This is a genomic window from Nocardia citri, from assembly GCF_054065835.1.
The window spans coordinates 46,021-63,504 of record NZ_JBSUQM010000013.1 but is presented as its reverse complement, the minus strand read 5'-3'; the positions used below and the strand labels follow the sequence as shown (position 1 = coordinate 63,504).

General features: G+C 65.8%; 17 protein-coding genes and 3 tRNA genes. 8 read left to right on the top strand and 12 right to left on the bottom strand.

Annotated elements, in window-relative coordinates; genetic code table 11:
- Nucleotides 1-149 precede the first annotated feature (149 nt).
- Complete coding sequence (locus ACW2Q0_RS19120; protein ID WP_457191969.1) at nucleotides 150-557, top strand: MarR family winged helix-turn-helix transcriptional regulator; 408 nt, start codon at nucleotides 150-152, stop codon at nucleotides 555-557.
- A 44-nt stretch (nucleotides 558-601) separates the two neighbouring features.
- A tRNA-Ser gene (locus ACW2Q0_RS19115) sits at nucleotides 602-686 on the top strand.
- Between the two features lie 137 nt (nucleotides 687-823).
- Here the strand turns inward: ACW2Q0_RS19115 and ACW2Q0_RS19110 are convergent.
- The 4 genes from ACW2Q0_RS19110 to ACW2Q0_RS19095 form a co-directional block, all read right to left on the bottom strand.
- Complete coding sequence (locus tag ACW2Q0_RS19110; RefSeq protein ID WP_457191967.1) at nucleotides 824-1,441, bottom strand: Uma2 family endonuclease; 618 nt, start codon at nucleotides 1,439-1,441, stop codon at nucleotides 824-826.
- Between the two features lie 37 nt (nucleotides 1,442-1,478).
- Nucleotides 1,479-1,551 (bottom strand) — tRNA-Arg (locus ACW2Q0_RS19105).
- Between the two features lie 40 nt (nucleotides 1,552-1,591).
- Nucleotides 1,592-1,681, bottom strand: a tRNA-Ser gene (locus ACW2Q0_RS19100).
- A gap of 91 nt (nucleotides 1,682-1,772) precedes the next feature.
- Nucleotides 1,773-2,513: a dienelactone hydrolase family protein gene (locus ACW2Q0_RS19095; protein ID WP_457191965.1), complete on the bottom strand. Its 741-nt coding sequence runs from the start codon at nucleotides 2,511-2,513 to the stop codon at nucleotides 1,773-1,775.
- Between the two features lie 96 nt (nucleotides 2,514-2,609).
- Between ACW2Q0_RS19095 and hisC the strand changes: the two genes are divergently transcribed.
- A complete protein-coding gene (gene hisC / locus ACW2Q0_RS19090; RefSeq protein ID WP_457191963.1) occupies nucleotides 2,610-3,692 on the top strand; it encodes a histidinol-phosphate transaminase in 1,083 nt (360 codons plus the stop codon).
- Here the strand turns inward: hisC and ACW2Q0_RS19085 are convergent.
- Nucleotides 3,689-4,753, bottom strand: a complete 1,065-nt coding sequence (locus tag ACW2Q0_RS19085; RefSeq protein WP_457191961.1) for an alpha/beta hydrolase — start codon at nucleotides 4,751-4,753, stop codon at nucleotides 3,689-3,691. The genes hisC and ACW2Q0_RS19085 overlap by 4 nt on opposite strands.
- Before the next feature lie 719 nt (nucleotides 4,754-5,472).
- Here ACW2Q0_RS19085 and ACW2Q0_RS19080 point away from each other — a divergent pair.
- Entirely contained in the window at nucleotides 5,473-6,546 is a 1,074-nt protein-coding gene (locus ACW2Q0_RS19080) for a nitric oxide synthase oxygenase (RefSeq protein ID WP_457191959.1), read from the top strand.
- A gap of 175 nt (nucleotides 6,547-6,721) precedes the next feature.
- Entirely contained in the window at nucleotides 6,722-7,780 is a 1,059-nt protein-coding gene (locus ACW2Q0_RS19075) for an NAD-dependent epimerase/dehydratase family protein (protein WP_457192114.1), read from the top strand.
- 1 nt (nucleotide 7,781) lies between these two features.
- On the opposite strand, the gene ACW2Q0_RS19070 is transcribed toward ACW2Q0_RS19075, so the two are convergent.
- From ACW2Q0_RS19070 to ACW2Q0_RS19060, 3 genes are read right to left on the bottom strand one after another with little or no spacing between them, the layout of a single operon-like run.
- Nucleotides 7,782-8,807, bottom strand: coding sequence for a sensor histidine kinase (locus ACW2Q0_RS19070; protein ID WP_457191957.1), 1,026 nt, complete (start codon nucleotides 8,805-8,807; stop codon nucleotides 7,782-7,784).
- Nucleotides 8,800-9,495: a response regulator transcription factor gene (locus tag ACW2Q0_RS19065; protein ID WP_457191955.1), complete on the bottom strand. Its 696-nt coding sequence runs from the start codon at nucleotides 9,493-9,495 to the stop codon at nucleotides 8,800-8,802. The genes ACW2Q0_RS19070 and ACW2Q0_RS19065 overlap by 8 nt, the downstream gene beginning before the upstream one ends.
- A 3-nt stretch (nucleotides 9,496-9,498) precedes the next feature.
- A complete protein-coding gene (locus ACW2Q0_RS19060; RefSeq protein ID WP_457191953.1) occupies nucleotides 9,499-10,830 on the bottom strand; it encodes a hypothetical protein in 1,332 nt (443 codons plus the stop codon).
- Nucleotides 10,831-10,952: 122 nt separating this feature from the next.
- On the opposite strand from ACW2Q0_RS19060, the gene ACW2Q0_RS19055 reads away from it, so the two are divergent.
- Both ACW2Q0_RS19055 and ACW2Q0_RS19050 read left to right on the top strand, forming a co-directional pair.
- On the top strand, nucleotides 10,953-11,624 hold the full coding sequence (locus tag ACW2Q0_RS19055; RefSeq protein ID WP_457191951.1) for a glycosyltransferase family 2 protein: 672 nt from the start codon (nucleotides 10,953-10,955) through the stop codon (nucleotides 11,622-11,624).
- Nucleotides 11,621-12,316 carry a TIGR04282 family arsenosugar biosynthesis glycosyltransferase gene (locus ACW2Q0_RS19050; protein WP_457191949.1) on the top strand — a complete coding sequence of 232 codons (696 nt, stop codon included), beginning with the start codon at nucleotides 11,621-11,623 and terminating at the stop codon, nucleotides 12,314-12,316. Before ACW2Q0_RS19055 ends, ACW2Q0_RS19050 begins: the two co-directional genes overlap by 4 nt.
- A gap of 128 nt (nucleotides 12,317-12,444) precedes the next feature.
- On the opposite strand, the gene ACW2Q0_RS19045 is transcribed toward ACW2Q0_RS19050, so the two are convergent.
- Entirely contained in the window at nucleotides 12,445-13,173 is a 729-nt protein-coding gene (locus ACW2Q0_RS19045) for a maleylpyruvate isomerase family mycothiol-dependent enzyme (protein ID WP_457191947.1), read from the bottom strand.
- A gap of 141 nt (nucleotides 13,174-13,314) precedes the next feature.
- Between ACW2Q0_RS19045 and ACW2Q0_RS19040 the strand changes: the two genes are divergently transcribed.
- On the top strand, nucleotides 13,315-14,886 hold the full coding sequence (locus ACW2Q0_RS19040; protein ID WP_457191945.1) for an esterase-like activity of phytase family protein: 1,572 nt from the start codon (nucleotides 13,315-13,317) through the stop codon (nucleotides 14,884-14,886).
- Here ACW2Q0_RS19040 and ACW2Q0_RS19035 read toward each other — a convergent pair.
- From ACW2Q0_RS19035 to ACW2Q0_RS19025, 3 genes are all read right to left on the bottom strand, one after another.
- A complete protein-coding gene (locus ACW2Q0_RS19035; RefSeq protein ID WP_457191943.1) occupies nucleotides 14,859-15,593 on the bottom strand; it encodes a DUF998 domain-containing protein in 735 nt (244 codons plus the stop codon). The two genes, ACW2Q0_RS19040 and ACW2Q0_RS19035, sit on opposite strands and share 28 nt — an antisense overlap.
- 286 nt (nucleotides 15,594-15,879) lie before the next feature.
- Nucleotides 15,880-16,302 (bottom strand): very short patch repair endonuclease, encoded by a 423-nt coding sequence (locus ACW2Q0_RS19030; RefSeq protein ID WP_457191939.1) that lies wholly within the window; start codon nucleotides 16,300-16,302, stop codon nucleotides 15,880-15,882.
- 13 nt (nucleotides 16,303-16,315) lie between these two features.
- Entirely contained in the window at nucleotides 16,316-17,470 is a 1,155-nt protein-coding gene (locus tag ACW2Q0_RS19025) for a DNA cytosine methyltransferase (RefSeq protein WP_457191937.1), read from the bottom strand.
- Nucleotides 17,471-17,484: the final 14 nt, after the last annotated feature.

The following is a 17,484-nucleotide window of genomic DNA, read 5'->3' as shown; positions in this document are numbered from 1 at the left end:
TGTCCAGGTCTTTCGCTGACCCGCTAGATCATGCATTTGCCCTGTTCAGACGCGCTTAGAATAGAGCTGTGCAACCAGAACCGAACAGTCACGCTCCTGCAGAGCCGCGATGGCTCTCATCGCAGCAGCAGCGTGCCTGGCGGGCATATATGGACGGTAACCAACGCTTGGCGACGGCACTCAACCGTCAACTGCAACGCGATTCCGACCTCACTCTCGCCGAATACCGAATCCTCGTCCTGCTCTCCGAGGCTCCCGACCGTTCATTGCGCATGAGCGAACTGGCCGATGGCGTGCTGTCTTCCCGCAGTCGGCTCACCCATCAGATCCGCCGCTTGGAAACCCAGCGGATGGTCCGCCGCAATACCTGCCTCGAGGACGGCCGCGGCGTACTCGCCGAACTCACCGAGGAAGGTATGCGTCGGCTGGAGGCCGCCGCGCCCGGTCATGTCGAAGCGGTCCGCCGCAACTTCATCGACCTACTCGCTCCCGAGCAACTCGATGTGGTCGGGGAGGTCTTCGCCCGCGTCGACCACGAGATAGGCAATTCCGACTGACCCCTTGGCAGCCGACGCACGGCGCCAGGTACTCTCGTTGGCCTGGAGACGTGGCAGAGCGGCCGAATGCACTCGCCTTGAAAGCGAGCGTCGCGAGAGCGACCGGGGGTTCAAATCCCTCCGTCTCCGCAACACTTTTCGACGATCCGACCGTCACGCATCGGCGACCGAGCCGAGCGCGGGATCAATCCGAAACTGGCACCATCAATTTCGTCAGCAGACCCAGCGCCTGGTCCATGTCCGCTCCCGTCATCCGAGCCCCGACATCAATTCACTGGTGGTGCGACTTCGAGATCCCGCCAAAGGATCTCGAGCGGAAACGGATCGGTGAGCGAGACGGCCACCGGGCCCATGTCCCGGTGGGTGGTGCCGATGTGGGTGTAACGGCCGGTGCGGCCGGACAGCGCGTAGCGCTCGATGGTCAAGGCTCCGACCTTGTCGAAGCTGATAAGCCAGTAGTGCGGAATGCCCGCGTCACCGTAATCGCTCATCTTGTGAACACGATCTCGACGGGCCGACCAGGTGGACAGCACTTCGGCGACGATCACACAATGTTCGGCCGCGAGTTGCTCGAACTCGGGTAAGCACTTGTGCAGCACCGCATCTGGTTTACGCGCGGTGGGTGGAACTTCCCAGAGCAACGCATCGACTTCGGTGTTGGTCTCGTAGCAGGAGCCATTGCCGGTGCGCATCTCGGCCGCCGCCGCTCCCTCGAGGGCTAGGGATAACCGCGTACCGACCTTCTGGTGCTCCCGGCTCCGCTGCTCGCGAGGCACAATAAACCCGTCAACGATTTCTAGATCGCGTCGGATGCCCTCGTCGAGGTCGAAGTATTGTTCCCAAGTAATGGGTTGGGGCTGTGATCCATGCCAGCTGATGGTCACACAGCCTCCAAGGCCGAAGGGCACTCGTGTCAAAAAGTGCGCCCGAAGGGATTCGAACCCCTAACCTTCTGATCCGTAGTCAGATGCTCTATCCGTTGAGCTACGGGCGCATGCCTGTGTTCAGTTGTATCGCCCCGGCGAACCGGGACGTGGCGGAGGCGAGAGGATTTGAACCTCCGGTCCCCGTGAAGGGACAACTCATTAGCAGTGAGTCCCATTCGGCCGCTCTGGCACGCCTCCTGGAGCCTTCTCTTCGAGGGCACCGGTCCTTTCGAACCGCCGAGAAGGAAGGTTACAGTAGCGTACGTCCAGATCGCAAAACGCCAGGTAATCACCGAAGATTGCTGTCGAACCAGTCAAAGATCCGGGTCTGGGAATCGCGGAGATCGAAGTCTTCGTCGCCGCCGGATCGGTCGGCGCGGTGGTGCAGGCCGGGGTAGGTCACCACGAGGCTGGCCACCGCCGCGCGGGCGGCGGCGTCTCGAAGTTCATCGACTTGGGCGGGTGGGGTGTCCGGGTCGTCGGAGCCGAAGAGCCCGAGCCATGGCGCCTGCAGATCCGGGGCCGCGCGGATGAGAGCGTCGGCCTCATCGGTGAGCGGTTCGATGATGCCGGCCGCCGCGACACTGACCGCGGCGCCGACGGGGCGATTGGTCGCCACCAGGAAGGCGGCGGTGCCCGCGTGGTCGAAGCCGAGCACGCCGATGCAGTCTGGGAAGACGCCGCGGCGGGTGAGCCAATCGAAGCAGGCGTCGAAATCGTCGAAGAGTTCGTCGCCGAAGACCTCGCGCGCCGGCTCGCCGTTGCTGCGATGGAACAGATCGGGCGCGACCACCGTCCAACCCTCGGTCGCCAGGGCTTTGATGAGTTCCAGCAATGGCCCGGTGAACTCCCGGGCTTCGTGCAGCACCACGATGCCGCCGCGCGAATTGCCCTCCGGTTCGGCCACCGTGATGGGCACCTGGGCGCTGATGGTCCGAGGCCGATTATCGATCGATTCTTGCGGTTCCGAACCGGAAATGATGTCGTCGCGACTACGTAGCGGCGCAATATCGTCGTAAATGCCCGACATGGAACCAGCGTAGGTGGATCCGCCTATCTTCGCGAGAAATTGCACGTGAGCGGCCCTGACGGCCGGATTTTCCGATGCCCCGCTTATGGTTGAACCGTGACAGCGCACATCCGGCCGGACCTCGATTCGATCCCGGCGTACGTCCCCGGCCGCAACCATCCGGGCGCGGTCAAGCTCGCCAGCAACGAGACCACCTTCGGTCCGCTCCCGGCCGCCGCCAAGGCCATTGCCGAGGCCGCGGAACTGGCGAACCGCTACCCGGACAATCAGGTCACCGAGCTGCGCGCGGCTATCGCGGACTTCCTCGGCGTCGCCGCGGCGAACGTCGCGGTCGGCTGTGGCAGCGTCGCGCTGTGTCAGGAACTGGTGCAGATCACCTGTGACGCGCCGACCGACGAGGTGCTGTTCGCCTGGCGCTCCTTCGAGGCGTATCCGATCGTCTCCCAGGTCGGCAATGCGACCGCGGTGCGGGTGCCGCTCACCCCGGAGCATGTGCACGATCTGGATGCGATGGCCGCCGCGGTCACCGAGCGCACCAAACTGATCTTCGTCTGCAATCCGAACAACCCGACCGGCACCGCGGTCGGCGAGGCCGAGCTGGTTCGTTTCCTGGACGCGATCCCGGAGCATGTGCTGATCGTGCTGGACGAGGCCTATTTCGAATATCTGCGGCTCACCCCGGAGCAGCGCCCGAATGGTGTCGAGCTGGGGCGCGATCGGCCTAATGTCGTTGTGCTGCGGACCTTCTCGAAGGCGTACGGGCTGGCGGGTCTGCGTGCCGGTTATGCGGTCGGTGATCCGGCGGTGATCACCGCGCTGATGAAGGTGCATATCCCGTTCAGCGTGAGCCGGGTCGCCCAGGCCGCCGCGATCGCCTCGCTCGAGGCGCGGCACGAACTGCTCGACCGCACCGACACTCTCGTCGCCGAACGCGATCGGGTGCGCGCGGCACTGCTCGCCGCGGGCTACGAGGTGCCACCGAGTGAGTCGAACTTCCTGTGGTTGCCGCTGGGGGAGCGCAGCGCCGAATACGGCGAGCTGAGCGCGGAGGCGGGGGTGCTGCTGCGACCGTACGGCACCGATGGCGTGCGGGTGACCACCGGTGATCCGCACGAGAACGAGCAGTTCCTGCGGTTCGCGACCGATCCGGATGTGTTGGCGCGCTTCGGAATCGGCTAGAGGCCCAACGCCTTCGCGATCGTCGGCCAGGACGAACCCAACTCGTCGGCCCAGTACGGCCACGAATGCGTCCCGGTGGCCCGGAAGTTCGCGGTCACCGGAATGCCGAGCGTGGTGAGTCGATCGGCCAGCCTGCGGGTGCAGAGATTGGTCGCGGCCTCCAGTGGACCGCCGAATCCGATGGTGTTGACCACATCCGGGTTGTTCGGGGTGTCGTATTTGCCGGGCAGTCCGCTGCCGACCGACAGATAGATCGTCTTGCCGCGCAACGCTTCCGCGTGCAGCAGCACATCATGGTCCAGCCAGGCGGGATCGTGCTGATCGCCGAACATATTGTCCGGCCCGCCGCGGTAGGTCGCGATCACCGCACGGGCCTGCGCCTGCCCGAGATCGGTTCCCATGGAGAAACATCCGCTGTGCGCGGCCACCGCTGTGTACAGCTTCGGCTGCCGGAAGGCGAGCATCATCGCGGCCTCGGCGCCCATGGAGACGCCCATGACGGCATTGTGTCCGTTGCCGTCGAATTTCGCGTCGATGAGCGGCGGCAGTTCCTTCGTCAGGAAGGTCTCCCACATATTGGTGCCGAGCACGGGATCCGGGCGCTGCCAGTCGGTGTAGAAGCTGGCGGGGCCGCCGACCGTGAGGACGACGTTCACGTCTTTGTCTTCGAAGAACTTGTCCGCGTGCCCGAGTTCGGTCCAGTTATTGCTCTCCGACTCGGCGCTGCGCCCGTCGAGCATGTATACGGTCGGGCGCGGATGGTTCCGCACACGCGGGAGCAACACCTGCACCTCGACGGCGCGACTCATCGCCGGTGAGTTCACCCACACCCGCAGCCACCGGTCGTTGACGGGCACGATCCGGTCGATCGAAGCGCGCGCCACGTCGGGGACGGTCGGCTCCGCGGGCGAGGGACCATCGGCCGAGCCGGTATTCGGGCGGGGCTGATCACCGGGCGCGGCTAGCACCTGGGGTGGTCCGAACACCGCCGCACTGGCAATCAGTGCGACGCTAACCAAGGCGCTGGAGACCCAACGCCGCACCTCGCGCCGAGACAGCATGCCGCCCATCCTGCCAGAAATGCGGAGGTGAGCGCGCGGCCATGAACATCCTGGTCGGTATGTGGTGTGACTCACTGGATATGGCCACTTTGTGGCAAGGCCACTTGTCAGCGGTGTGCCATTCCGGTGGAGCGCTATATGATCGCCCGCGATCGCCAGCGGACCGGCCGCGACCACCGTGTCGAATCAGGCCGTTGTCCGCCAACGACTTTCGGGTAGGTGTTGTCGATCGCAACGTGTAGATCGGTCGGGTCAGGTGGATCGGCACACAGTTGTCAGCGCCCGGCCACGTGTCGGCAGATTCCGAACAGGCATTATATCGAATTCGGGCACACGGTCAGCACACCGGTCTTACCCTTCGGTGCGGGCGTTTTCAGGCGTCGATTGGGACGAGCATGAGCGTGGACAGCGAACGGCAGCGGCCAGGTCATGCCGCCGTGCGCGCGCTCGGCAACCCGAGCGCCCGCACCACCGCTCTTCCTGAACCGCCTGCCAGATCCGGACTTCCCGCAACGTGGAGGCTACCGCGCGGCCCTCCCGTGCGGCCCGGTGTCGGCCGCGCTCCGCGCGCGGAATTCTCTGCTCGATCAATGCCTGTCTTTTCAGCCGGAGTACCTGATGCCCGACCGGAGAACACCGTGAATCAAGCGTTACCCGTCATATCCCCCCTCGAAAGTGTCACTGACACACAACCTTTCGGCCTCGATCTGAAAACGCGGATGCGGGAGTGCGATGAGTTCTTCCGATTGCCAGAACTCGCGCATCTATCCACCAACCGCCGCCGCTGCGCATTGGAGCAACTCCAACAAACCGGCAGCTACGTGCAGACCGCCGAGGAAATCCTCATCGGCGCCAAGCTCGCGTGGCGCAACCACGCCCGCTGCGTCGGGCGAAAACACTGGCGATCACTGAAATTGCTCGACGCACGGCGGGTGCGCTCGGCCCGCGATCTGGCCGAGGTCTGCTGGCAGCATCTACATATGGCGACCAATGGCGGTGCCATTCAATCGATGATCACCGTCGGCCCACCGCGCCAGGCCGATGGCAGCGAATTCCGTATCGTCAGCCCGCAGCTCATCCGCTACGCCGGTTATCGCAACGGAGACGGCACGGTCACCGGTGATCCGGCCACTATCGCGATCACCGAATTCGCCATGAAGCTCGGTTGGTGCGGCGCGGGCACCCCCTTCGATATCCTGCCCGTGCTCATCAGCACCCCGGATGAGCCGATCCGCTGGTTCGACGTCCCGCCCGAACTGGCGCGCGAGGTCGAACTCGAACATCCCGAATTCGACTGGTTCGGCGGACTCGGCCTGAAATGGCATGCGCTGCCCGCCGTTTCGAATATGAACCTGGAGATCGGCGGCATCACCTACCCGTTCGCACCGTTCAATGGCTGGTACATGGGCGCCGAAATCGGCGCACGCAATCTCAGCGACACCACCCGGTACAACATGTTGCCGCTCATCGCCGAAATGATGTGCCTGGATACCAGACACGAACGTTCGCTGTGGCGCGATCGAGCATTGGTCGAATTGAATCGTGCTGTGTTGTACAGCTTTCGGAAGGCCGGGGTGTATATCGTCGACCATCACACGGTCGCCAAACAGTTCTGCGACCACGTCGATCGAGAGCAGGCCGCGGGTCGTACATGTCCGACCGACTGGAGCTGGATCAACCCGCCGATTTCATCGGGCGTGACCCCGACCTTCCACCGTTATTACGACGAACCCGAGCCGGAGTTGCGTCCGAATTTCGTGCGGCGGGACTTCGGCGGCGAGGGGGAAAGCTGATCTTCGTTCGGCAGGGGTGGGGGTCGATGGACGACGCCGGCCCGGGATCGTGACGAAAGTCTGACGATGTGGCCCGGTTGCGGCGATTATTGCCGGGTTGGCCGCAGAATCGGGTACATGACCTCGGAAAACGACGGAATGAGTGGCGGGCACCGGCACGCGGGGTGGTCGTGATATGCGGGTGCTACTGACCGGTGCGGCCGGGTTTATCGGCACGCGCGTGCATCAGGAGTTGGTTGATGCGGGGCACGAGGTGGTGGCGGTCGATGTGATGTTGACCGCGGCACACGGAGTTGGCGCGGTTGTTCCGGACAACGTGCGGTTGGTCGATGTGCGGGATGCGGATGCGCTGGATTCGGTATTGCGAGGGATTGATGTGGTTTGCCATCAGGCGGCTGTGGTGGGGGCGGGGGTGAGTGCGCAGGATGCGCCCGCTTATGCGAGCCATAACGACTTGGGGACCGCGGTTGTCTTGGCGGCGATGGACCGGGCGGGGTGTCGGCGGTTGGTGTTGGCTTCCTCGATGGTCGTTTATGGGGAGGGGCGTTATCGCGGGGTTCGGGCCGGTACGGTCGAGGTCGGGCCGCGTAGGCGCGAAGATCTCGAGGATGGGATGTTCGAGCATCGGGATCCGGATTCGGATGAGGTGTTGAATTGGGAGGCGGTACCGGAGCATGCGCCGTTGCGGCCGCGCAGTCTTTATGCGGCGGCGAAAGTCGCACAGGAGCACTATGCGGCCGCGTGGGCGGCGGTAACCGAATCCGGGGTTACCGCATTGCGCTATCACAATGTCTACGGCCCCGATATGCCCAGGGATACACCGTATTCCGGAGTTGCCGCGATCTTCAGGTCGGCGCTGGAGGCCGATAAGCCGCCGCAAGTTTTCGAAGACGGCAGGCAGGCACGGGATTTCGTGCACGTCAGCGATATCGCGGCGGCGAACCTCGCGGCGGTCGAATATGGGCATACCGGTTTCGTGCCACTGAATATCGGCTCGGGACGTCCGATCACCATCGGCGCGGTCGCCGGCGCGTTGGCCGCGGCGCGCGGTGGTCCCGAGCCGGTGATCACCGGACGCTTTCGGCCTGGCGATGTGCGGCATATCGTCGCGAGTCCCGAACAGGCACGACGCATTCTTGGATTCACCGCGCAGGTGGATCCGCTCGACGGCTTGGCCGAGTTCGCCTTCGCGCCGCTACGCGCGGTTGCGGGGGAGGGTGCGCCGGTGGCATAGCTCAGTTTCCGCTGAGCGGTAGCCGAACTTCGAAGCGGCAGCCCTGCTCTCGATTCTCGGCGGTGATATCGCCGTGGTGGGCTTCGACCAGACCGGCCGCTATCGCGAGACCCATACCGCTCCCGGATGACACCCCATCGGAGGCGACGGGGGAGCGGGCGGCGGTGCCGCGATAAGCGACCTCGAATATGCGCGGCAAATCGGCCTCGGAGATGCCCGGACCGGTGTCGTCGATGCGTGCCCAAGCCTGAGCGCCGCAGGTGCCGGCGGATATCGCGACCTGGCCGCCGGGCGGGGTGTGCGCTATCGCATTGGAGACCAGGTTGGTCAGCACCCGGCCGAGGGCGCGATCGCTCGCCGCGACAACGATTTCGGAGTCGGGTTGTTGCGCACGCAGGCGTACCTCGGCGCGTTCGGCATTCGGCCGGTTGGCGGCCAGCACCTCATCGATCAACTCGCGCAGATCGACCGGCTCCAGTTCCAAACGCAATGCACCCGCGTTGATCTTCGACATTTCGAACAGGTCATCGACCATGACCGACAGCCGATCCGTCTCGCGCACAATCTGTTCCGCGTAGGTCGCTACATCGGCGGTGCCGGTCACCACACCGTCGGAAAGTCCCTCGGCCATCGCGCGGATACCGGCCAGCGGGGTCCGCAGGTCATGGCTCACCCAGGCGACGAGTTCGCGGCGGGAGCGCTCGGCCAGCCGCTCCTGCTCGCGGATCTGCCTCTCCCAGACGGTCTTTCGGGCCTGTGCGCGTCCGAGCAGCAGGGCGGCGGGCACGGTGACGGCCGCGACTACCGCGAGCACGACCGCCGTGCGCTCGAGTTCATCGGTGAACATCAACCCGCTGACCCCGATAATGCCCGCGAGCGTGGACAGGGTCGGAATCAGCACCAGCACCGCCGTGCTCGCGGTCATGGATCGATTGCTGGTAGCGCGCAGAATCGCCGCGCCGATGGCGACGATCGGAAGCGAACAGGCCAGCGCGTAGCCGATCAATTGCAGGGTGTTCTCAGGCACTGGATGCTCCATTCCGGCCCCAGATGTAGCCGCGGCCCCACACCGTCTCGATCCGGTGCCGGTCCCCGAGTTTCGCCCGCAGACGCTTGATATGCACGGTGACCGTCGACAGGTCGCCGAAATCCCAGCCCCACACCTTGGCCAGCAGTTCCTCCCGGCCGAACACCTGGTGTGGATGGCGCAGCAGGAAGACGAGCAGATCGTATTCGCGCGCGGTCAGATCGACCGGCTTGCCGTCCACCAGCACCGACTGCGAATCCGGCCGCACCTCGACCGCACCGTCGCGCAGCACCTCCGTACTCGGCTGCCGCGTCGCCCGTGCCCGCCGCAGCACTGAGGCGACCCGCAACGCGAGCTCGCGGGCGCTGAACGGTTTGGTGACGTAGTCGTCGGCGCCCGCCTCCAGACCGAGGACGCGATCGTCCTCATCGCCGAGCGCGGTGAGCAGGATAATCGGGGTGTGCGGGCGTGGGCCGGAGCGCACCGCGCGGCAGATCTCGATGCCATCGGGCGCGGGCATCATCACGTCGAGGACGGCCAGTTCGACGGGGTCGCCGGTGGGTTCGGTGAGTTGCGCCAGGGTCGACGCGCCGTCCGCGGTCTCCACTACGGTCAGTCCGTCGCGTTCGAGATAGCGCCGCACTACATCACGGACCAGCGGGTCATCATCGGCGATCAGAATGCTCATGGACTACCAATTCGTCAGGATCGTGTGGGCGAGTACGAGCGTGCCGAGCGACTGGAGCGATAGCCAGACTCGGATGCTGGACCGCGGCAGAAACGCGGTCGCGGCGAGCAGCCAGACGTCGAACGGCAGCCAGATGCGCTCGGTCTCCGCCTTGGACAGGCCACTGAAGTCTGCCACCAATATCGCGCACATCGCCGCCGCTACCAAGAGCGCGGTCGCATCGAATGGTCTGCGCAGATGCGCGAGCGCACCCGGTAACCCGGCGGCCGTGGCCAGGCCGACCGCGCAGACGGTGGCGGCGAGATTCGCCCACACCCAGTACGCGTACGGACGCTCGGAGGCGATGCCCTGGTAGTAACGCTCGACCACCAGGTGGTAGCCGTCCAGCCACCAGAAACCGGCCAGCGTGAATGCCACCACGACCATCAGCGCGCCGAATACGACAGGCAACAGCGGCCGCGCGCTTCGGCTGGCGAGCAGGACCGCGACGGCGGGGACGGCCATGATCACGAGACCGTAGCTGAGAAATATGCCGAGCCCGAAGAGCACACCGGCGCCGACCGCGACCCACGGCCGTCGGATCGCGATCGTGAGCAGCGCCACCGCCCACGCCGTGACACCCGCGAACACGGCGTCCGCCGAGACCGCGATCCATACGGCCGCGGGCGCTATCGTCAAGAACGGCAATGCCTTTCGGGCTCGATCCTCGGCACCGAGCGCGCGCAGCGCGACCGCGACCGCGACGACTGCGCTGGACCCGATCAGTAGGCATGCCAGTCCCGCCCAACTTCCGCCGCGCAGCCCGATGCGATCGAGCAGAACGAAGAACAGCAGCGCGCCGGGTGGATGCCCCGCGACGTGCGTCGTCCACGAATCCGGTTGGAAATCCACAATGCGGCCGGAAAATCCGTGCAACATGGCCGCGATATCGCGGACGCCCGGGACCTCGTGCAGATACTCGTGGGAGTCGGTGAGGCGTCCGGCGAATCCGCGCTGCCAGCCGTCGATCATTGCCAAGGCGAAAGCCCACGCCAGCGCGGCCACCCAGCAGACGACGAGTAGCCGCCGCCAGGGCAACAGCTCGGCCATCGTGGGACCGAAACCGATGACCGTGATCGCGATCGCGATCGCCGGTACCGAACCCCAGCCGACGTGTGGCAACCAGTTGCCGAAGATGGGCGCGGCACCCGCGTAGAGCTTGCCTCGCCACTGTTCGCTGGCAATTCGCGGCACCACGAACGCTGCCAAGGTGAGCGCGGCAGCGATACCTGCTCCCAGGTATTCACCCCTTATCCGGCCGCGTGGCCGGGCTACGGCCTCCGTCACGGTATGCACGAACTCACGATAGGGCCGCAACGTGCGGAAATCGGTGCTCGAACGGTTATGAACGCGGATGTCACTGTTTCGTCACCAGTTTTGCGGCTTCGATCCGACTGGTCTGACCTAGCGTCGACAATGTGACCGAGACCCTCCACAATCCGGAAGGCGTGACCGTGATCATCCCTTGCCGAGACGAAGCTGAGGCGTTGCCAGATGTGCTCGCGGCCATTCCGGCCGGGTTCCACGCGCTGGTGGTGGACAATGGCTCGACCGATGCGACGGCCGAGGTGGCCCGCCGGTGCGGCGCCGCTGTCGTAGCCGAGGCGCGGCCGGGGTACGGGGCTGCCGTGCAGGCCGGGATTGCCTCGGCGAGCACGGATTTGGTCGCGTTTGTCGATGGTGACGGATCGATGGATCCTGGGGAGTTGCCGTCGCTGGTCGATGTGGTGCGTGCGGGTGCCGATTTGGCGGTCGGACGGCGTAAGCCGGTGCGGCGGGGTGTGTGGCCTTGGCATGCCCGGCTCGGCAATCTCGTCATCGCCGGGCGGCTGCGTCGCCGATACGGGCTGCCCGTGCACGATATCGGTGCCATGCGGGTGGCCCGCCGCGCCGCGCTGCTCTCCCTCGGACCGCTGCACACCCGCTCCGGCTATCCACTGCAACTGCTGATCGGCGCTGCTGGGGCGGGGTGGCGGGTGGTCGAGCGCGATATCGCCTATCGGCCACGGGCGGGCGGTGTTTCGAAGGTATCGGGATCGTGGCTCGGCACCCTGCGCGCGACTCGCGACTTCCTGGCGGTGCTGCGATGAATTACTTCCGTCCCTCGCCCGTGGCCGCGACACTGCTCGTACTGGCCAAGGCCCCGATCGCTGGACTCGCCAAAACTCGTCTGACACCGCCGCTCTCGCCGCGTGAAGCGGCTCGGGTCGCCGCGGCGTCGTTGCTGGATACCTTGGAGTCGATGTCGCGGAGTCCGGTCGCGCACCACATCGTGGCATTCACCGGAGAGCTCGCGGATGCGGAGTGCGCGGACGAAGTCGCGACCGCGCTGACTGGTTTCGAGGAAATTCCGCAGCGTGGCGCATCTTTCGGGGCGCGCCTGGCCAATGCGCACGCCGATGCGGCGCGGCACGGATTGCCGGTACTGCAGATCGGCATGGATACGCCGCAGATCGGTCCGGAGGTGCTGACCTGGGCCGCCCGCGAACTCGTACTGCGCGGCGACACACTGCTCGGCCCCGCCGACGACGGCGGCTGGTGGGCGCTCGGGCTGCCGACACCGCAGGCCGCGCGCGCACTCGTCGACGTTCCCATGTCGACCGATCGCACCGGCGAACTCACCCGAGAGGCCATACAGTGCTGCGGACTTCGCGTGCGTCCCCTGCCACGCTACAACGATGTCGATACCTTCGACGACGCGCTCCAGGTTGCGCGCGAATCCGACGGGCGCTGCGCGCGCTTGATAGAGCAGCTGCATCATGGCCTGCTGGCACACCGATGAGCGATATCTTCGACCTCGCGTCGGCCGGGCAGGACTGCTGGGTGCGTGATGCGGGCGGACGACGTCATCTGCGGCGCACCCGGCGGCGGCTCATTTCGACGCCGCCGACCGTCCGGCGGATTCGCAGCTTATTTCCAGGAGGGAAGGCGGGGCAGCGCCCCACGCAGATCCGCCCCGTCGGATCGCCCGAGAAGCCAGGCGAGCACTCCGGCGGCGGTGCCGGTGATCGTGTGATCGGGGGATCCCAGGCCAACGGTGGCAGTGAAATCGGTATCGGTGGTGTGGACTCCGAAGGCAGGTGCCGGGTCCGGTGCGGCGGCACTGGCTTTGGTCAGATCGGCCGCGGCCAGGGGGAGCAGCCGGGCCACGAAATCGTCTGGCCAGTCACCAGGCCGGTATCCGGCTGCCAGATCGACGTGATGGATCTCCACCTCTTGCAGCCGCATCCAAATGACCTCGGTCGCCGGAATGGGCTTGCCATGCCTGGTGCGGACGGTCGCCGTCCAGGCCTGTTCGGGGGTGGTTTGCGCGAGTGCCAGCCAGCGGTTCGCGGCGGCGTCGTTATCGGCCAGCTGCTCGGCCAGCGGCCGCGGCGCGCCGCCCGCTATATCGGCGTCTCGGATGACCATGCTCGCGTACTGCGGTGTTTCGATCCCGGTCCGCGCCCAGAGCAGCAAATTGACCAGGCTGTCGGCATTGCGTGCGATGTGCGCGAGTAGATGTCCCCGCGTCCACCCCGGTAGCAACGACGGCGCGGTCACATCATCGTCGAGCCCGCGAATGGTGTCGAGTAGACGGTTCGTCGCCGCGGCGACGGTTTCGAGCTGAACGGTGGTCTCCGATGCCTCGCTGGTCACGAAACCGAGACTAGCGACCCGGACCAATATCCTCGAACTCCGAACCCGACGCGATATTCATCCGATCACCCATGGCGACAGCATGACATCGACTGGTCATATGGACGTAGGGCTTTTGTCGGCTGTCCGCGATAAACAGACATGGTGAAAGCGCACCCTCGTATCACCGCGGTCGCCGTCCTCTGCGTGGGTGTACTGGCCGCAGGCTGTTCGTCCTCGGATGACAAGGCCGACTTCACCGTGGCCAAGGACCAGCCGCTGGTGATCTCCCTGGACGATCTGCTGGCCGCCACCGGCGGCACCGCCGCGGTGACGATCGCCGATCCGGAGCACGGCGTGCTGACCCGCCGCCTCGACGGCGCACTGGTCTACCAGCCGAAGCCGGGCTACACCGGCACCGACAAGCTGAAGGTCACCACTACCGACGCGGTTCGCCTATATACCACCGACATTGCGCCGCTGGGCGAATTCGGCGGTACCACCGTGCAGGCCAGCGGCTACGGCTCCGCGTGGACGCCGGTACCGGGCGCACCGGGCGAGTTCTACGGACTCACCGATCGCGGCCCCAATGTGGACGGTCCGGGTAAGAACGAGAAGCTCACCCCGACTCCGGGTTTCGTACCCAAGATCGGTCGATTCAAGCTGGTCGGCAATCGCGCGGTCCTGCAATCCGCGATCGAACTGCACACCGCGAACGGTACTCCGTTCAACGGTCAGGTCGACATCGCCGCGAGCACCGGCGAAACCATCAAGGATCTCGCCGGAAATGTGCTGCCGCCCACCGATCACGGCCTCGATCCGGAGGGGCTGGTCGCATTGCCGGACGGCACCTTCTGGGTCTCCGACGAATACGGCCCGTTCCTGGTGCATTTCGATGCCAAGGGCGCCGAGCTGGAGCGATTCGGCCCGGGATCCGGCCTGCCCAAGGAACTTTCGCTGCGCACCCCGAACCAGGGCATGGAGGGCCTGACCATCACACCCGACGGCACCACGCTGGTAGGTGTCGTGCAGAGCGGCCTGAATACCCCCGGCCTCAGCGGTTCGGCCAAAGACGTGCCGATGACCCGCATCGTCACCGTCGACCTGAAAACCAAGGTGGTCAAGGAATTCGTAGTTCCGCTGCAGGATCCGAAGTCCACCAAGGTCGCCGACTCCGAGATCACCGCGCTGAGCGCCACCACCTTCCTGGTCGACGAGCGCGACGGCAACCTGCCCCCGAAAGCCGATAAGAAACTGTGGACCGTCGATATCTCCGGTGCCACCGACGTCGGTCCGGACTCGAAGGTCACCGGCGCACAATACGATCCAGAACACGGCGGCCTCCAGGTCGAGGGTAAGCCGCTGGAAACCCTGGTCGGTGCCGTCTCGACGAATGACGCGACCGCGGCGTTGAAGAAGGCGGGCATCACCCCCGCCGCCAAGACCGCGAACCTGGATTTCGCCGCCCTGATCACCAGTCTGAACGCCGACGGCAAATTCTTCGGTCACGACAAGATCGAGGGCGTCGCCACGCTGGACGGCGGTAAGACCCTCTACATCTCCAACGACAGCGATTTCGGCCTCGCCGCCAGCAAGGGCGACCAGCCGCCCTTCGGCCTGAAGCCCAAGACGTTGCCCAACGGCCTGCAGGACACCGGGGAAATCCTCCAGGTCGACACCACCAAATTGCCCGCGAAATTCGACACTCACACGGTCGAGATCAAGGTCGGCTGACTCGAATCACTCTCCACCCACTCGCGGCCTTCCAGGATCACCGCGGCCGCCAACGTGATCAGCCACAGCGACATCGATCCGACCTGGATCCGCTGGGCGATCCCGAGTGCGTAATTGCCGGGCAGGTTGTCGGCGACCAACATCCACACCGTCGCCGCCGACCCGATCACCAGCACCACCAGACCGACCTCGCGCAGGATCCGCCAGCGGTGATATCGGAAGGCGGCCACGCTGAAGGCGAAGGTCGCGATGGCGATCGCGGTGACCGCGATCGTGCTGGTCATCGCATGCGGCTGATGCAACTGTGGGAACAGTTCGCTGCCACCGCCGCCGCATTCGGAGTTGTTTTGCGGGGTGCAGTCGCGCAGCGGGAGCAGTACATCGCCGACGGTCGCCGTGCCGAAGCAGAACAGCGCGACCCAGCCGATGGTGGTGAATCTGCGGCGCGGAAATAACAGCAGCGCGGCGAGCGCGGCGGGCATCAGTAAAGCGCCGACGATCTTGTCGGCGGTCGCGAACAACTCGCGATGCGGTTTGCCCTCGGCGTCGAGTTCACTGAGGAACGAGTTGACCGGATCGACATCGATCTTCAGCACGAACTCCAGCAACCACGACGAATAGCAGAGTCCGGCGATCGCGATCGCGGCCGCGATGAGCCCGCAGGCCACCCGGACGTGTCGTTCGGCGATCCTCCGGCGATCAGTCACTGGGCCATTCTCCGCCTCCAGATTGGTCCGATGATCAACAGTAGGTCTATGTGTCCGGACCGACCGGTTCTCCACACACCTCATTACCAACTCGAACACAGGGTTCTGTCAGGTCCGTCGGCGATGGTTGGTAGAACTGAGGAGGTCACCATGATCGCAATCACAACGGCCATCGCCGGAATGCTGGTGCTGACGGTAATGGCGGTGTCGGGTTACCTGGCCGCGCACGCGCCGCGCTCGCTGGTTCGGGTGCGGGAGCGCCGCTAGCGACAGCTGGCGGGGTCGACTAGCGCCGCTCTGCCACTACGGCCTGGATACGGTCCGCCGCCACATCGACGTCCTCGTGTTCCCACACCCGGATCACCAGCCAGCCCGCGGCCGCCAGCGCCGCATCGGTGGCCCGGTCACGGGCCACATTTCCGGTCAACTTGTCCGCCCACCACTGCGCATTGTTCTTCGGATCGGTCGCGTGCTGCGGGCACCGATGCCAGAAACATCCATCCACATATACCGCGACGCGCAGCCTGGGAAACACCAGATCCGCCCGCCGTCGCTGGCCGCGCAAGGGTGCGCGATCGACGAAATAGCGCAATCCGCGCCGATGCAATTCCCGGCGCAGCGCTAGTTCGGGCCGGGTTCCGGTACGCCGCTGGCGGGCCATCCGGGCACTGGTCGCGGCGTCCGTGCCCGGTCGCGCAGCCGGTTTCATGACGTACCGAACCTCATGCCGCCCAGCCGCCCATGCGATCGAGATGGCTCTCCACATCGGCGAGAAATCCGGGCGGGAACCGTAGCTTGCCCATTCCGGTGCGCCGCAGGAACCCGGCGGTCGCACGGGCCGAGAGCAGTCGAGAATCGGTGAGGAAGTGCTGTAGATCCTCATATGGTTCGTGCACCGGCCACGTCGATACCGGCACCCGATAGGCCCGACCCGCCCGACCCCACGCGGCGACCGGCCACGGCTGTCCCGGCGGCAACGGTTCATCGCCCGGAATCGGGTCCAGCGGTTCGGACAGCCGGGAGCCGACCCAGGATGCCATCCGCACACTCACCGCATTGCCGATCAGCTTCCACCGGTGCCCATGCCGGATTCCGGGCACCGTGGTCGCCGGTTCGGTCCAGTCGGCGTCGAAGCCCTGTAGCCGCTCGCCGTCGACGATGCCCGGCGTGACGAGCTCGCCCGATGGCAACCGCACCGCGGGTGGACTCGCGATGCCCAGCGCCGAACCGCCTTTGAGGGTCGGGATGGCATTCACCGCCCAGCCGAGCCCGCGCACACCCTCGGTCCAGTAGAAGCCGCACGGATCCTGTTCCGGGTCACCGAGATCGAGCGGTCCGGCATCGTCGGCGAACAGCACCCCGCGCGGATCCTCGGCGCGCGAGGCCAGCATCAGCACCCGCTGACGGCGCTGTGGCAGCCCGAACGCGCGCGCGTCCACCACCCGGTATGCCCAGGTGTAGCCGAGTTCCTCTAGCGCGCCGGTGATATGCCGCATGGCGGCACCACGACCCAGCTGCAGCATGAACGGCACATTCTCGATCAACAGCCAGCGCGGCCCACGCTGACGGCGCACCAGCCGGAACACCTCGTCCACCAGACCGGAGCGTTGCCCGGTGATGCCCGCGGTGCGTCCGGCCTGCGACAGGTCCTGGCACGGAAATCCGGCGGCGACCAACTCGGTGCCGGCGGGCAGGGCACGCAGCCGAGTGATGTCCCCCTGCAGCGGAATTCCGGGAAAGCGCGCGGCGAGCACCGCCTGCGCACCGGGATCGATCTCGCACAGCAGCTCGGTATGCCAACCGTGGTGGCCCAGACCGAGCTCCAGCCCGCCGATACCGGCGAACAGCCCGACCATCCGCCCGCCCGTCACAGTCATCCCTTCTCGCGGTT

Coding starts and splice junctions, on each gene's coding strand:
- ACW2Q0_RS19095 (WP_457191965.1), bottom strand. CDS start 2,513: ATGTCGGGCATTTACGACGATATTGCGCCGCTACGTAGTCGCGACGAC.
- ACW2Q0_RS19120 (WP_457191969.1), top strand. CDS start 150: ATGGACGGTAACCAACGCTTGGCGACGGCACTCAACCGTCAACTGCAA.
- ACW2Q0_RS19085 (WP_457191961.1), bottom strand. CDS start 4,753: ATGCTGTCTCGGCGCGAGGTGCGGCGTTGGGTCTCCAGCGCCTTGGTT.
- ACW2Q0_RS19080 (WP_457191959.1), top strand. CDS start 5,473: ATGCGGGAGTGCGATGAGTTCTTCCGATTGCCAGAACTCGCGCATCTA.
- ACW2Q0_RS19050 (WP_457191949.1), top strand. CDS start 11,621: ATGAATTACTTCCGTCCCTCGCCCGTGGCCGCGACACTGCTCGTACTG.
- ACW2Q0_RS19065 (WP_457191955.1), bottom strand. CDS start 9,495: ATGAGCATTCTGATCGCCGATGATGACCCGCTGGTCCGTGATGTAGTG.
- ACW2Q0_RS19030 (WP_457191939.1), bottom strand. CDS start 16,302: ATGAAACCGGCTGCGCGACCGGGCACGGACGCCGCGACCAGTGCCCGG.
- ACW2Q0_RS19075 (WP_457192114.1), top strand. CDS start 6,722: ATGCGGGTGCTACTGACCGGTGCGGCCGGGTTTATCGGCACGCGCGTG.
- ACW2Q0_RS19040 (WP_457191945.1), top strand. CDS start 13,315: ATGGTGAAAGCGCACCCTCGTATCACCGCGGTCGCCGTCCTCTGCGTG.
- ACW2Q0_RS19025 (WP_457191937.1), bottom strand. CDS start 17,470: ATGACTGTGACGGGCGGGCGGATGGTCGGGCTGTTCGCCGGTATCGGC.